Source organism: Streptococcus sp. S1 (assembly GCF_034137685.1).
Classification (GTDB): domain Bacteria; phylum Bacillota; class Bacilli; order Lactobacillales; family Streptococcaceae; genus Streptococcus; species Streptococcus dentalis.
Genome location: NZ_CP139418.1, coordinates 1,813,664 through 1,829,262 on the forward strand (window position 1 = coordinate 1,813,664; position 15,599 = coordinate 1,829,262).

Sequence of the window (15,599 nt, forward strand, 5' to 3'; positions counted from 1 at the left end):
TGACACCAGCATCCTTAAAACTCAAGACCAAGTTGGAATACACAAAAAAGACAAGTCACAGTACTTGTCTTTTTATTCTTTAGGAGGCTATTGCTTTCCTATTTTTGATAGGTTTTTACGACCCAATCAACTCCTTCATCTGCCGTGAGGGTATAGACAGGATTCTCAGTCGTTTCATAAAAGGTCATCGAGAGAGTTTTACCATCCACGAATACTTCGATTGAGTTGGTATCGCGAATGATCAAAAAATGATGATCCTTTTCAGCATCCAACTGAATCCATCTCGATTGAAATGCTGGATTTTCTTTTCCAGAAATGGGGTGCCCAAATTGGTCTCGACTTAAGCTAAAGCGTTTTTGAGAGGCGTCGTAAACCAATTGCAAGACACTATCAGGATCGGTTTCATCGCCATATCCAAGGATAAAGGAGCGACCCGGTTTGGTATCTAGCTCAAACAAGGTTTGTTTCCCTCTCGCTGGGATCGTAATCTGATTGCCCTGAACAATGGTTTCTGATGCATGTTCTACAAGAAAGTGTTCTTTCACTGACTCAGGTAACTCCTGAACCAATCGTCCGTCTTTCAAGGACAATTTTCTTGGAAGAGTCATACTACCTGCCCACCCATGGGCTAAATCATGACTGGGGATAGACCGGTGCCACATTTGCATCCAGGCAACCATGTATCGTTCGCCATTTGGTCCTTGACTAGTTTGAGGGGCATAGAAATCCAAACCACCATCCAATTCATCATAAGAATCGACATGAAAGCGCCCTGTTTCCCAATTCATGTCACCGATAAAGGCAACCGTCGAATTTAAATTCCAGTATTTTTCTTGCTGCCTTTCCATTTCAATGGGAGACAGAATCAAGACCCATTTGCCATCTAAAGGGAAGAAATCAGGACACTCCCACATAATCCCTTGCCCTTTTTCACCTTCTAGAAGGACTGATGTAAAGTCCCAATCTACTAGATTACTTGATGCAAATAGGAGAATTTGACCACTGTCATCTGGCGTCTTAGAAGCAACGACAGCGTAATAGCTTCCTTCGTATTCAAATACTTTAGGATCACGAAAATCTGCAATATCTGCGATCCCCTCAATATGTTGAGCATGGATCACTGGATTAGTAGGCAACTTTTCAAAGGTAATGCCATCTGTCGACACCGCAAGACACTGAGTCTCCTCGCGCTTTTCCTCATCGTCTACATGACCAGTATACAGCAAATAGAGCTTGTCATCTTTCACAATAGCACTACCTGAGAAACAACCATCCTTATCATAGCTTTCACTTGGTGCTATAGCTACTGGTAATTCTTCCCAATGGAGAAGATCTTTTGATTTGGCATGCCCCCAATGCATGGGACCCCAAACACTATCATAGGGATAGAATTGGTAAAACAAATGGTATTCCCCACGGAAATAAACAAAACCATTTGGATCGTTCATCCAGCCGATTGGAGGCAGCAAATGAAATGCCCCTCTATATTGCTGGTCAACCTTCTCCCTGTTTTCATTGATATACTGATTTGCTTTCCGAATGCTTTCCTTCATCTTTTTTACCTATTTTCTATTTTCAGTGCTGGTAACCTGATCTTTGTCACTCCACTTTTTCATCCATTTGGGGATTTCTTTGCTGATAGTCGTGGGTAGAACCACATAATCCTCCTTGCTCAAGTCTTCTGCTATGGCTGAATGGAGATAGGTCGCAACCACCACGCGCTCATAGAGACTGACCTGTGGGAATTGACCCGCAAATCCTGCGATCATCCCTGCCAAGGTATCCCCCATGCCCCCTGTTGCTTGATAGGGGCCACCAACATCTAGCTGATAGCCCTCTTCTTGCCCACTTGTCCAAATGCGGGTGTGAGGCCCTTTTTCTACAATGACAGTCCCTTTAGGAAAGTTCTGTACTGCTCTTCGACTCTTGTCTTCAATCTGGCTTGCTAGCTCAAGCCCTGACAGTTTTTCCCATTCTTTTTGATGAGGGGTAAAGACCAACTGAGCCTCTGGCAGGTCAAACTGAGAGCTTGCAAAAAGACTAATAGCTCCTCCATCCAAAATCAAGACCTGCTGGCTAGAGACTTGCTCAAAAATCATGTGCAAGATTGCTTGGTTTTCTCTTACTTCCTTTAAGCCAGGTCCTACGAGAATCACGCTGGCTTTTTGGAGCTGCTCACAAAGGAGTTCGTGATCTGCCAAATCAAAGCCCATGGCTTCAGGAAGATGGCTATGAAGGGCTGTCAGATTATCAGGATTTGTTGCAACAGTGACTAGACCCGCTCCACTATGAACCGCAGCAAGCGCCGCCATAATAATAGCTCCCCCATAGGGGTAAGTCCCGCCAATCAAGAGCAGACGGCCAAAATCACCCTTATAAGACTTTGCCTCTCGCTGCACAATGACTCGCTGGATCTCTTCTTTCTCAACTCTTCTCATACCATCCTCATTTCTAGCGAAAAAGGAGAAGCCACGACTCCCCCCTTCTTTTATTTTCCTCTGAATTCTGCAAAGACTTGCAAGATCTTAGCAGCCACAGCTTGTGGTTGATTTTGTTTGGCTACCAATTGATCATCCGCATAAGGCTGAAGGGCTGGAAAATCACCAATCTGAACTGCATAAAGAGCTTTTTCAAAGAGCTCGATATCATTTTGATCATTGCCAAAAGCCACGAAATTCTCTCCACAGAGTTCTTCTACGGTTGTTGCTTTATGCGTATCTGCTGGATTGAGATAGATGCATTTTTCATGCGCATGATAGCGGATATGGGCCTTGTCTGTCTTTTCGATTCGCTCGATGATCTCATCCACGAGCTCCTCATGGCCACCCATATAGATCACAACCTTAATCGGATCTGTCAGCTCCTCTAACGAACGATACTGGGCTTTCTTGAGAGGGTCTACATTAACAACAAAAGGAATCTTTTCCAAAATCTGTCCGCTATAATCAAAGGTATCATCCACAAAAAATGGTAGATTGTAATGGTGACAAAAGCCAAGGACTTCCCGATACACATCCTTGTCCAATTGTTCCTCATATACTAATTGTCCCTGACGATAGGCCAATCCACCATTTAAGCCTATCACGAGTTGTTGACTCAATGGATCCCCTAAAAGGTCCAAGCAGTCCCGGTAAGAACGTGCAGAAGCAAAGGCAACTTCATGGCCAAATTCTTCTGCTCTCAATAAGACCTGTTTGATTTCATCATCGATTGTGACACCATCGAATGACAGAGTTCCATCTAAATCAAATACAAACTTCATCTTGTTCACACTTTCATTTTTTTAAGGCACGAACAGCTGCTTCGTAGGTCTGCTCCATCAGCATGGTGACGGTCATAGGACCAACTCCTCCTGGTACCGGGGTAATATGACTGGCCAAAGGGGCAACGGAGTCAAAATCGACATCCCCACACAATTTGCCATTCTCATCACGATTCATTCCGACGTCAATGACGACGGCACCTTCTTTCACGAAGTCTGCTGTTACAAATTTCGCACGACCGATCGCAACAACCAAGATATCTGCTCTTCTAGCAATTTTAGGCAGATGATGGGTCCGGGAATGGGTCAAGGTTACCGTCGCATTTTTAGCAAGGAGCAACTGCGCCATTGGTTTTCCAACGATATTGGAACGACCAATCACGACTGCTCGCTTCCCTTCTAGATCAATCCCGTACTCTTTGAACATCTCCATGATCCCAGCAGGAGTCGATGGCACCATGAGAGGATTTCCAGCCCATAAGCGTCCCATATTCAATGGATGAAAGCCATCCACATCTTTTGTCGGATCAATGGCTAAAAGGACTGCATCCGCATCGATATGCTTAGGCAGTGGCAACTGCACCAAAATCCCATGCCAAAGGGGATCTTGATTGTAGTGTTCGATCACTTCTAATAACTCAGATTGGCTGATGCTTTCAGGAAGTCGTCTCACTTCACTCCGAAAGCCTGCCGCAATAGCAGAACGCTCTTTATTTCTTACATAGATTTTGCTAGCTGGATTATCTCCTACCACGATTACAACGAGGCCAGGCACAACTCCTGTCTCTTCTTTTAATCGTGCTGTTTTCTTCGCAATCTCACCCTGTAATTTTGTAGCGAGCGCCTTCCCATCAATGATTGTCGTCATGTCAATTCTCTTTCTAGTCAAGTAATGAAAATAGTCCTCTCTATTATAGCAGATTTCAACTCTCAAACCTAACTGTTCCTGCTTAGAATTTCTTATAGACGAAAACTATAACCAGATGGACAAAAAATGAGCTTGAGACCACCCCAAACTCATCCACTCAGCTACTTAGTAAAGTAATTCATAAATTTCCATTGCAATTAAATCAATGCTATCAAATGTATAGGTTTCACGCGCTTTAACATCACGAAGTGTAAAGGTTGAACCTTCTTCTTCATTGTGGTTGTAGGCTACTTCAGCGACAACAACACCGTCACGTTCAAAATTACGTTTTAAGTTTCCACCGTCTTTTGTCATCGTCTCCAAACGGTTAATAATCCGTACTAAATGTGATTCCATTTTATTTCTCCTCTTTACTTTCTACTCTCCTATTTTATCATAAAAGAGAAAGCTCTTCCAATAAAAATTCACATTTTTCCTTTGATTTGCTCTCTTCTTCAATCCTTAGCGACATTCCGTAGCAAATTCTTGCAAACTTCTAGAATACTGATATAATGAAACTATAAATCTTTGACTATTTTTGACCTTTTAAAAATAGGCTCGTCTCTTGATGGAAAACCATCAAAAACCTACTGTGAGGTATGTATATGCTTTGTCAAAATTGTAAAATAAATGAATCAACCATCCATTTATATACAAATGTAAATGGACGTCAGCAGCAAGTAGACCTCTGTCAAAATTGCTATAAAATTATGAAAACAGACCCAAATAACAGCTTCTTGAAAGGCATGACCCAACGGAGTCAACTCACTGGAGATCCTTTTGAAGATTTCTTCAATAACCTTGGAAACTTCCAAAGTCCGCAAGAACCTCAAACCCCTCCAACTCAACCCGGAGGCAGTTATGGAGGTGGTGGCTACGGTCAAAACAATAACCGTGGCGACGGTCAAGAGCCTCGTCAAGCACGCCCTCAAAAGCCAAAAGGACTGTTAGAGGAGTTCGGCATCAATGTTACAGAAATTGCCCGCAAAGGGGATATTGACCCTGTCATTGGCCGTGACGAGGAGATTATCCGTGTCATCGAAATTCTCAACCGTCGAACCAAGAACAACCCGGTTCTGATTGGAGAGCCTGGGGTCGGAAAAACTGCCGTTGTGGAAGGCCTGGCTCAAAAAATCGTCGATGGCGACGTTCCTCATAAATTGCAAGGAAAAGAAGTCATCCGCCTAGACGTTGTGAGCCTCGTTCAGGGTACAGGCATCCGTGGTCAATTCGAAGAACGCATGCAAAAATTAATGGATGAAATTCGTCAACGCGAAGATGTTATCCTGTTCATCGACGAAATCCATGAAATTGTTGGTGCAGGATCTGCTGGTGAGGGCAATATGGACGCTGGAAATATCCTCAAACCAGCCTTGGCGCGCGGTGAACTCCAATTAGTTGGGGCTACTACCCTCAATGAATACCGTATCATTGAAAAAGATGCGGCCTTGGAACGTCGGATGCAGCCCGTTAAGGTCGATGAGCCAACGGTTGAAGAAACCATCACCATCCTCAAGGGCATCCAGAAAAAATACGAAGACTACCACCACGTCCACTATACAGACGGGGCCATCGAAGCGGCAGCTATTCTGTCAAACCGTTACATCCAAGATCGCTTCCTGCCAGACAAGGCCATTGATCTGTTGGATGAAGCGGGATCTAAGATGAACCTGACCCTAAACTTTGTGGATCCAAAAGTGATCGACCAGCGCTTGATTGAAGCTGAAAACCTCAAAGCCCAAGCGACGCGCGAAGAAGACTTTGAAAAAGCAGCCTACTTCCGCGATCAAATCGCGAAATACAAGGAAATGCAAGGTCAACATATCACCGATCAAGAGACCCCTGTCATCAGTGAAAAAACTATTGAACACATCGTTGAACAAAAGACCAATATTCCTGTTGGCGATTTGAAAGAAAAAGAACAGTCTCAATTGATCAATCTGGCTTCTGATTTGAAAGCTCATGTGATTGGTCAAGACGATGCAGTAGATAAAATCGCGAAAGCCATTCGACGCAATCGTGTCGGCTTAGGATCGCCTAACCGTCCAATCGGAAGCTTCCTCTTTGTCGGACCAACTGGTGTCGGAAAGACCGAGTTGTCTAAACAATTAGCGATCGAGCTCTTTGGCTCTGCAGACAATATGATCCGCTTTGATATGAGCGAATACATGGAAAAACATAGCGTAGCGAAACTAGTCGGAGCTCCTCCGGGCTATGTTGGCTACGATGAAGCTGGACAACTAACGGAAAAGGTTCGTCGCAATCCTTACTCCCTCGTGTTATTGGATGAAGTGGAAAAAGCCCATCCAGATGTCATGCACATGTTCTTGCAAGTCTTGGATGATGGCCGTTTGACAGATGGTCAAGGCCGTACCGTCAGCTTCAAAGATACCATTATCATCATGACCTCTAACGCTGGAACTGGCAAAGCTGAGGCCAATGTTGGTTTTGGAGCTGCTCGCGAAGGTCGAACCAACTCTGTACTTGGAGAACTCGGTAACTTCTTTAGCCCTGAATTCATGAACCGTTTTGATGGCATCATTGAATTCCAACCTCTATCAAAAGAAAACCTTCTCCAAATCGTTACCCTCATGCTGGATGAAGTCAATCAACGTCTCGCACAAAATGAGATTCATCTGGATGTGACAGAGAAGGTCAAAGAAAAATTGGTCGATCTGGGTTACGATCCAAAAATGGGGGCCCGCCCACTCCGTCGTACCATCCAAGACCATATCGAAGATGCCATTACCGATTATTACCTGGAACATCCAAGTGAGAAACAACTCAAAGCCGCCATGACCAGCAATGGGAATATTAGCATCAAAGCTGTTCACAAGACGGCTGAAAAGAAGTCAGAATCATAATCAGTAAAGGTACATTCAGAGACTGGAAAATCCAGTCTCTTTCTTTTTTCCCTCCAGATTTTTGCTAAAAAATATGATATAATGATGAAAAAATAAGAAAAGAGAAAACCATGACCATTCCAAGTTTTGGTGAAAAAAAACAAGATGTGACCTACGTCAATCGCTATGGTGTCTACGCTGTTATTCCCAATAAGGACAAGGATCAGATCATCCTCGTTCAAGCTCCAAATGGGGCTTGGTTCTTGCCTGGCGGGGAAATCGAGGCAGGTGAAGATCACTTGCAAGCTCTGAAACGGGAACTGATCGAAGAATTAGGCTTTACCGCTGTTTTAGGGCAATACTATGGCCAAGCAGATGAGTATTTCTATTCCAGTCATCGCGACACCTACTACTACAATCCTGCCTATATTTATGAAGTAGTGGATTATACAGAGGCTCAAAAACCACTGGAAGATTTTAACAATCTTGCTTGGTTTCCTGTAGAGGAAGCTATTGAAAAACTCAAACGTGGCAGTCACAAATGGGGCATTGAACAGTGGAAAAATACCCACAAAAAATAAAGGAATTCTTTCACAAAAATTAAAAAAGTGCTATAATAAATGAAGATAGAGGTTAGGAGGAACTCATATGAAGCTCATTAATACCACAAATAGTCATGCTGCACTGGTCAAAAGCCAACTTGCCAGCACTGACGCCTTGCTTGTCGAGGTTTATTCCGCGGGCAATACCGATGTTGTTTTTACACAGGCCCCGACACACTATGAATTATTGATCAGTAACAAACACCGAGCTATTCGTGAAACTGAAGTAGAAAAAATTCGTGAGTTCTTTTTAAAACGTAAGATTGATCTTCAAATCATTGACCAATCCGCTATTAAAACCCTCTACTCCGATAAACTAATTGAAATTTCCTTTCCAATTACAAAGTAAGGCCAATTTGCCTTACTTTTTTTATTTCCTTAATGCATGAATCTATACACCATTTTAGCCATTAAAAAAGAAGTTCCTTTATGGAACTTCTTTTAATGTATTTTATTTAGCTTCAAATCCTTCTGCGACTGCGTCTGCAAAGTTCTCTTCGACGATGCTTGCACAGTGATCACAGATGGTTGCATGGTAGTGACGTTCAGCCGTTGTTGGATCGATGCGACGGCAACGCTCACAAACTTCACCAGCGGCACGTTCAACCGTGAAGGCTACATCTTCAAAGGTCACTGCACCTTCTGGAGCTGGGCCTTCTGCGATAATTAATTCAGAAACAATCAAGAGTTGAGCAACATTGCTATCAACAGCTCCAAGAAGTGTTTTCACAACTTCATTTGGATAAACTGTCAAATGAGCTTCAAGTGATTTACCGATCACTTTTTCATTCCGCGCTTCTTCCAAGGCTTTTTGAGCTTGACCACGGAAGTCCATGAAGGCTGACCAAGTATCCAAGATTTCTTCTTGGTTGGCAAACGTTTGAGCTTCTGGCAATTCTGACAACTGAACGAAGTCTTCTGCTTCAAACTCAAGATAGGACCAGATTTCTTCAGCAGTGTGAGGAAGAATTGGCGTCAAGAGTTTCGTGATTTTCACAAGGATATCATAGAAGACTGTTTGCATTTGACGGCGTTCAAGTGATTTTGCACCTTCAATATAGACAACATCTTTGGCAAAGTCAAGGTAGAAGGCAGACAAATCAACGTTGATAAAGTTAACAAGCGCCTTGTAGATCGTCAAGAACTCAAAGTTTTCATAAGCATCACGGATGGTCTTAACAAGTTGGTTAAAGCGAATGGTCATGTACTTGTCAACTGAACGAAGCTCGTCATAAACAACTGCATCCTCAGCTGGGTTAAAGTCAGAAGTGTTGGCAATCAAGAAACGAAGAGTATTCCGGATCTTACGGTAAGTCTCAGACACTTGGCTCAAGATATCCATTGAGATACGCACGTCATTACTTGAGTCTACACTAGTTACCCAGAGACGCAAGATTTCAGCACCAAATTGCTTTTCAACATCACTTGGAGCAATGGTATTTCCAAGAGATTTAGACATCTTCTCACCTTTCCCATCCAAAGCAAAACCTTGAGACAAGATTTGTTTGTATGGTGCAACACCATGGTTCGCCACAGATGTGATAAGAGATGAGTTGAACCAACCACGGTATTGGTCTGAACCTTCTAGGTAGAGATCCGCTGGATATTTGAGTTCAGGACGGTTAACGACAACCCCATTCCATGATGAACCTGAGTCAAACCAGACGTCCATGATATCTGTTTCTTTTGTAAATTCGCCATTTGGTGAACCTGGATGCGTAAATCCTTCTGGCAAGAGGTCTTTCGCTTCACGCTGCCACCAGATAATGGAACCATGCTCTTCAAAGAGTTGCGCTACATGTTCGATGGTTTCAGCCGTCATGATTGGTGTTCCATCTTCTGCATAGAAGATTGGAAGAGGCACACCCCAGGCACGTTGACGAGAGATGACCCAGTCACCACGGTCACGAATCATGTTGTAAAGACGGACTTTCCCCCATTCTGAGTGGAATTTAACTTTTTCAATTTCGTCCAAGATATCTTGACGGAATTTCGATACTGAGGCAAACCATTGTGGAACTGCACGCCAGATAATTGGTTTTTTCGTCCGCCAGTCAAATGGGTAGGAGTGAGAGATTTCTTCTTGAGCAAGGAGCAAATCGCCAAGTTTTTCGATAACCGTTGGAACAACCTTGTCATAGAACTGACCTGCAAAGTCAGGGCCAGCATTCTCCATCATGATTCCGCGTTCGTTAACAGTAACAGCAACTTCGAGACCATTGGCAATCCCTACATTGTAGTCATCCTCACCAAAACCAGGAGCAGTATGGACGATACCAGTACCTGAATCAAGGGTTACATGCTCACCAAGGATCACCAATTCATCCACTTCAGGATCCCATGGGTGTTCTGTAACGATATGGTTCAATTCTTTCCCTTGGTAAGTCGCAAGGACTTCAGCATTTTCCCAACCGAATTTTTCAGAAAGGCTTGGCAAGAGCTCAGATGCTACGACATACTTGCGGTCAGATCCAGCAGGTTTCACTACGACATAATCAAACTCTGCCCCCACCGTCAATCCACGAGAAGCTGTAACAGTAAATGGAGTTGTTGTCCAGACAACGATGTAAGTGTCTGTATCTAGGACACCCTTACCATCTTTAACCTTGTTCGCATAGTAAAGAGACGTTGATACCAAATCATGGTATTCAATCTCTGCTTCAGCAAGGGCTGACTCAGAAGACCAAGACCAGTAAACTGGCTTAGCCCCACGGTAGATATAGCCTTTATTGGCCATTTCACCAAAGACGCGGATTTGCGCTGCTTCATAGTCAGGCGTCAAGGTTACATAAGGATGCTCCCAATCACCTGAAACACCTAAGCGTTTAAAGTCTTCGCGTTGTTTATCTACTTGAGAAAGAGCGTATTCACGGCAGAGTTTCAGGTACTCAACCAAGTCCATTTCTTTACGTTTCACACCTTGTTTGGCCAAGACTTGCTCAATTGGCAAACCATGGGTATCCCAACCTGGAATATAAGGGGCGTAAAAGCCTGACATAGACTTAGAACGAACAATGATATCTTTTGAGATCTTGTTCATGGCATGCCCTACGTGAATATTTCCGTTAGCATAGGGAGGGCCATCATGAAGGGTAAAATGCGGTTTTCCTTCATTCAACTCTTGACGGCGTTGATACAATTTTGCATCTTCCCATTCTTTTTGCCAAACTGGTTCCTTCGTTGGAAGCCCAGCCCGCATTGGAAAAGCTGTTTTCCCAAGATTCAATGTTTCTTTGAGTTTCATTGTGTCTCCTTATTGATTTAAAAGCTATAAAAAAAACACGAGCATCCTAAAAAGGACGATTGCTCGTGGTACCACCTTTGTTCGAGAAGTCGCAAGCGACCTTCTCCTCTCATCCCGTAACGAGGGAAACGTCCGTTCTTACTCAAGGGTTCAGAACGAATACTGTAAAAGGATCATCCATTAAGAGGGAGTGCAGATCTTCCACCATCATCTGCTCGCTAGACCTATCATTAATGGACCTGTTTTTACAAAATTATAAAATATTGACAGATTCACGATTTGCATCATCTTCAGGTTGAACAGTTTCTTCAACCTCAACGACTTCCTCATTTTCATGACGAGTGTGCTCTGCTTCTTCTAAAGCGGATTGAACTTTTTCATTCAAACCTTCAAACGCTTGTGTTGCACCCAATTCTAAATTAGCAGCTTCGATTCGTTTTTGCAATTCTTCGATTTCAGCTGGAGAGAATTGACGAGTCAAATCAATGTTATCATCTTCTGCATGATGATGGTGAACTGATTCACCCAAAGCTTTCTCCACAATTTCACGGAAAGCTTCATCACTTGTTTGAATGTACATAGCTGTTGGACGAAGAATTTCATCCCATTCAGGTGTATCGATAATACTCAATTGGCTTTCGATGGTTGATTTCAAACGTTGATGGAAGACGCGTGTCTTGTTCTTCAATTCCTCTGTTTCAACGGCAACCTTCTTGGCATTATCCGTTGCATGACGAAGGATTTCATTTGCTTTTTGTTTTGCTTCATCTACTAAGTGCTGTGCATCTTGTTCAGCTTGACGAACAATATTTTCAGAACGTTCGTTAGCTGCTTGTTTCACACGTTCCGCAGTATCTTGTGCAATCAAAACAGATTGACTCAATGAATCTTTCATTTCATCAAAATAGTTTAAGCGTTCTTCAAGAGCTTGAATTTTTGCTTCTTGATCATGATTTAAACGAACAAGATCTTCATAATCGCGAACAACGATATCTAGAAATTCTTCTACTTCGTTCGCATCATACCCTCTAAATTTAACGCCAAAAGTTTTATCTTTAATTTCTAAAGCAGTAAGAGCCATAACTCCTCCTCATTTTTTACTTAAGAGTACTTCAACAGTTACTTTATATTTTCCACTCTTTGAAATACCATTTTCAGAAACAATTTTAAGACGCCCAAAGCGTCGGACACTGACTAAATCATTCAGACCTACAGAATAGCTAACATTGGAAGTAGTCGCATAGTTAACTTTCACTAGACCAGAACTAATCAACTGACTAGCTTGTGAGCGCGAAAGCTTGAAGGTCCCAGCAATCACCTTATCTAACCGATAACTCGACACGAGAATATCTCGCTGCTGGCTTTCTTCCTCTACGATCATTTGTTCAGATAGAGGAACTTCCCTCAGCTTAACAGGTACCCGAGAAATTTTCTGGATGTGATCCATGAAATAGTGAACAAAACGCTGTTCAACAAATACTTGGATCTTTCCATCACTCGTCAGAATATCTCCAAAGGACTTGCGCTCCACACCTAATTGGTGAACAATGGTCCCCAGTACCTGGGAATGGGTCAAGTGATGAAATTTTGAAGCATAGACCATTTCCAATAAGGCCAGATCAAAGTCACTTGGATCTAATTGGTAATAATCTGAAGCAACAATAACCTTAGCATACTCCATTTTCTGCTCATCACTGGAAGCAAAGACCTGTAACTGGTAGCTTGCCGCGACATTTCGTAAAATAGTGACCTGATGAGGGTTTAAAAAACCCGTCACCTCAACAGAATAGCGTTCCACCACTCTTTCAGACAATTCAATACAGCGATCAATGAATTCGTGATCTTCGCGATTGAAATGTTGGTAAATCTCTGTCTGTCCCATCGTATTCTATCCAATCAAAAGTAGGAACAAGCGGGCTAATAACTGATTCATCAAGTTCAAGACCAAAAGTGCTACTAGAACTGTAAAATCCAAGCCCCCAAATTGCAATGGTAACTTTCTAAAAAGGCTCAAAAATGGTTCAACTAGGCGGTGAACCATTTATCCAAGAGTACTCTGAGGTGCCCCAGGGAACCAAGATAGTAAGGCATAGATGACAAGAATAATGGAATAGATTTGAATGATATTTGATAAGTATTGAAAGATAACCATCTTAACGATTACGTTTCATATCATAGTCAAATTCTGTCACTTCCACATCATTTGGAAGGCGGATATCTTCAATGTTAACGACTACATTAATTGGAGTCAACAAGTACATGGTACTAGCAACACGACGAAGATTTCCTGCTAAAACATAACGAGCCCCATCCAAATAATCTAAACAACGACGTGCTTGTACTTCAGTCATATATTGGAAGTCAATCAAGATACTCTCATTAGATAGTAATAGATCAACAATTTCAGTCGCTTCCTCGTATTTGCGGGGATAGCGTACATCAATGGTAATCTTTTCATCTGTATTCGCACGATTAGCAGCCAATTCACGTTGACGTTCATGCAAGCGAGTAATATTCTCAGATGTATTTTTCGTTGTTGAAACAGGTTCCTTCACTGCCGCTGTAGACACTGGATTCGTAACAGGTGCGACAGGAGTCGGTTTTGGTTTTACTGGTTCTCTTTGACTAATCTGCGGACGTGGAGAAGTCACTTGAGGAGTCGGCTGTGGCTGTGGAACTGGTTGTGTTTCCGCCCCAGCTGCTTTTGCCTCATGAACTTCTACTTCTTCACCGTCTTCTGTGAAGTAGTCAATAAAGTTGTTAAATTTATCTTTTAATGACATAGTTCTTTCCTATTTAAAAAATGATGTCCCAATTCTAACATAAGTCGCTCCGTTCGCAATGGCTACTTCAAAGTCACGACTCATACCCATACTTAGTTCTGAAAAAGGCATATTTTTTAATTGTTTCTTTTCTAGTTGTTTCTGAAGTTGGTGAGTTTTTGAAAAAATATCCTGCAACTCTTCTTGACTAGCCTCAAAAGGAGCCATCGTCATTAAACCAACAATTTCAATTTTGTCCAGCTGTGCGATTTCCGCTAAAACATCATCCAGTTCATCGGGTGCAAATCCATGCTTACTTTCTTCACCAGAAATGTTCACTTGGAGGAAACACTTGATTGGGTGTTCTGCTCGCTTTTGAATTTCTTGAGCCAGCTTCACCGAATCCAAGGCATGAAAGTAATCGACGAGATTGATCACGTCTTTTACTTTCCGCCGTTGGAGGCTCCCAATCAAGTGCCAAGTGAGGTCATACTCTTTTAAAGCTTGATACTTTTCTAGGAATTTATCGACACGATTTTCACCGATATGTTGGATACCTGTTTTCACCAGTGCTTCTGTTGTAGCAACATCCACATACTTGGTGACAGCTATCACATTAACTTGATCTTGACGGTTAGCTTTGTTTCTTGCTGTTTCTACTTGTTGCCGAACAAGATCAGCATTCTCTACCAGATTCATGATTAACGATTCCGGAAGAATGGTGGTGTTTCCAATTCATCATCATCTGAAGATGAATCTACGTAACGATCAACTTGATGTGTTGATGTTGGTTCAGTTTGGCGAACGATATTCTCACGACGAATATCCCAATCACCAAAGGCTGAGCCACGGTTTGGTTCTACCGCTGGACGACTTGGAGTTGTTGGCAATTCAACATCTTGTTTCAAATCAAATTCACGGTCAAATGGTGCAGCTTGTGGACGTTGTTCACGTGGTCCTGTTTTATAAGGACGTTGTGAGGAAGCAATTCCGCTAACGCGTTCTACCTTGTCTTGACGGACACCAGTTGCAACAACTGTCACGCGGATTTCATCTTTAAGAGATTCATCAATAGATGTACCCAACCAGATGTTCACTCCGTGACCTGCAGCTTGGTTCACAATTTCTGAAGCTTCTTCAGCTTCGATCAATGTCATATCCAAACCACCTGTTACGTTGACGATCACGTCTTCTGCACCATCAATTGTAGTTTCAAGAAGTGGAGAGTAAATTGCTTTACGAGCCGCTTCGATAACGCGTTCTTCACCGCTACCAACACCAATACCCATGAGGGCATTTCCTTTGTTTTCCATAACGGTCTTCACATCTGCAAAGTCAAGGTTGATCAATCCAGGACTTGTGATCAAGTCAGTGATCCCTTGAACACCTTGACGAAGAACGTTATCTGCTTCACTCAAAGCTTCAAGAAGCGGTGTCTTCTTGTCTACAATTTCAAGCAAGTTGTTATTAGAAATAATCAACAAGGTATCTACATGCTCGCGAAGTTCGTTGATCCCTTCAATAGCAAAGTTGCCACGTTTTGAACCTTCAAACCCGAATGGACGAGTCACAACGGCTACTGTCAAAGCACCTACAGCTTTGGCAATACGAGCAATGACTGGTGCAGCACCTGTACCAGATCCTCCACCCATCCCTGCAGTGATGAAGACCATATCTGCACCTTGCAAAGCTTCTGTTAATACTTCTTCGCTTTCTTCAGCCGCCTTACGACCAACTTCAGGTTGACCTCCAGCACCCAATCCACGAGTCAATTTTGGACCCAATTGGATAACTGTTTCAGCTTTTGCACTTGAAAGTGCTTGAACATCTGTATTAGCTGCGATGAATTCTACACCGGCAACGCCTTCGTCAATCATACGATTGATGGCGTTTCCGCCACCGCCACCGACACCGATTACTTTAATTACTGCACCTTGTGCCGCTGCTGTGTCAAATGAAAATGTCATAAATACTTACAC

14 protein-coding genes and 1 pseudogene are annotated in these 15,599 nt (G+C 42.8%); 3 read left to right on the forward strand and 12 right to left on the reverse strand.

Features of this window, described 5'->3' with window-relative positions:
* Window positions 1–98: 98 nt before the first annotated feature.
* The 5 genes from SM121_RS08855 to SM121_RS08875 form a co-directional block, all read right to left on the reverse strand.
* Window positions 99–1,553 (reverse strand): glycoside hydrolase family 32 protein, encoded by a 1,455-nt coding sequence (locus SM121_RS08855; RefSeq protein WP_003011892.1) that lies wholly within the window; start codon window positions 1,551–1,553, stop codon window positions 99–101.
* Between the two features lie 9 nt (window positions 1,554–1,562).
* Window positions 1,563–2,438: an NAD(P)H-hydrate dehydratase gene (locus tag SM121_RS08860; RefSeq protein ID WP_003011660.1), complete on the reverse strand. Its 876-nt coding sequence runs from the start codon at window positions 2,436–2,438 to the stop codon at window positions 1,563–1,565.
* A gap of 50 nt (window positions 2,439–2,488) precedes the next feature.
* A complete protein-coding gene (locus SM121_RS08865; protein WP_003012261.1) occupies window positions 2,489–3,262 on the reverse strand; it encodes an HAD-IIB family hydrolase in 774 nt (257 codons plus the stop codon).
* Between the two features lie 13 nt (window positions 3,263–3,275).
* Window positions 3,276–4,130 (reverse strand): bifunctional methylenetetrahydrofolate dehydrogenase/methenyltetrahydrofolate cyclohydrolase, encoded by an 855-nt coding sequence (locus SM121_RS08870; RefSeq protein ID WP_003012104.1) that lies wholly within the window; start codon window positions 4,128–4,130, stop codon window positions 3,276–3,278.
* Window positions 4,131–4,295: 165 nt separating this feature from the next.
* Complete coding sequence (locus tag SM121_RS08875; protein WP_003011913.1) at window positions 4,296–4,526, reverse strand: DUF1797 family protein; 231 nt, start codon at window positions 4,524–4,526, stop codon at window positions 4,296–4,298.
* Between the two features lie 248 nt (window positions 4,527–4,774).
* Between SM121_RS08875 and SM121_RS08880 the strand changes: the two genes are divergently transcribed.
* The 3 genes from SM121_RS08880 to SM121_RS08890 all read left to right on the forward strand — a co-directional run bounded on the left by SM121_RS08880 (window position 4,775) and on the right by SM121_RS08890 (window position 7,963).
* Complete coding sequence (locus SM121_RS08880; protein WP_320910878.1) at window positions 4,775–7,033, forward strand: ATP-dependent Clp protease ATP-binding subunit; 2,259 nt, start codon at window positions 4,775–4,777, stop codon at window positions 7,031–7,033.
* 110 nt (window positions 7,034–7,143) lie between these two features.
* Window positions 7,144–7,593, forward strand: a complete 450-nt coding sequence (locus SM121_RS08885) for an NUDIX hydrolase (protein WP_155125506.1) — start codon at window positions 7,144–7,146, stop codon at window positions 7,591–7,593.
* A gap of 67 nt (window positions 7,594–7,660) precedes the next feature.
* On the forward strand, window positions 7,661–7,963 hold the full coding sequence (locus SM121_RS08890; RefSeq protein WP_003012157.1) for a DUF1827 family protein: 303 nt from the start codon (window positions 7,661–7,663) through the stop codon (window positions 7,961–7,963).
* Window positions 7,964–8,065: 102 nt separating this feature from the next.
* Here the strand turns inward: SM121_RS08890 and ileS are convergent, their stop codons facing one another.
* The 7 genes and pseudogenes from ileS to ftsZ all read right to left on the reverse strand — a co-directional run bounded on the left by ileS (window position 8,066) and on the right by ftsZ (window position 15,587).
* Entirely contained in the window at window positions 8,066–10,858 is a 2,793-nt protein-coding gene (gene ileS / locus SM121_RS08895; RefSeq protein WP_320910879.1) for an isoleucine--tRNA ligase, read from the reverse strand.
* A 253-nt stretch (window positions 10,859–11,111) separates the two neighbouring features.
* Entirely contained in the window at window positions 11,112–11,939 is an 828-nt protein-coding gene (locus tag SM121_RS08900) for a DivIVA domain-containing protein (RefSeq protein WP_155125502.1), read from the reverse strand.
* Window positions 11,940–11,948: 9 nt separating this feature from the next.
* Complete coding sequence (locus SM121_RS08905) at window positions 11,949–12,740, reverse strand: YlmH family RNA-binding protein (protein WP_320910880.1); 792 nt, start codon at window positions 12,738–12,740, stop codon at window positions 11,949–11,951.
* Window positions 12,741–12,746: 6 nt separating this feature from the next.
* Window positions 12,747–13,010, reverse strand: a pseudogene (locus SM121_RS08910) (YggT family protein).
* A gap of 1 nt (window position 13,011) precedes the next feature.
* A complete protein-coding gene (locus SM121_RS08915) occupies window positions 13,012–13,641 on the reverse strand; it encodes a cell division protein SepF (protein ID WP_003011597.1) in 630 nt (209 codons plus the stop codon).
* A gap of 9 nt (window positions 13,642–13,650) precedes the next feature.
* On the reverse strand, window positions 13,651–14,319 hold the full coding sequence (locus SM121_RS08920; protein ID WP_003011742.1) for a YggS family pyridoxal phosphate-dependent enzyme: 669 nt from the start codon (window positions 14,317–14,319) through the stop codon (window positions 13,651–13,653).
* A gap of 2 nt (window positions 14,320–14,321) precedes the next feature.
* Complete coding sequence (gene ftsZ / locus SM121_RS08925) at window positions 14,322–15,587, reverse strand: cell division protein FtsZ (protein ID WP_003005955.1); 1,266 nt, start codon at window positions 15,585–15,587, stop codon at window positions 14,322–14,324.
* Window positions 15,588–15,599: the final 12 nt, after the last annotated feature.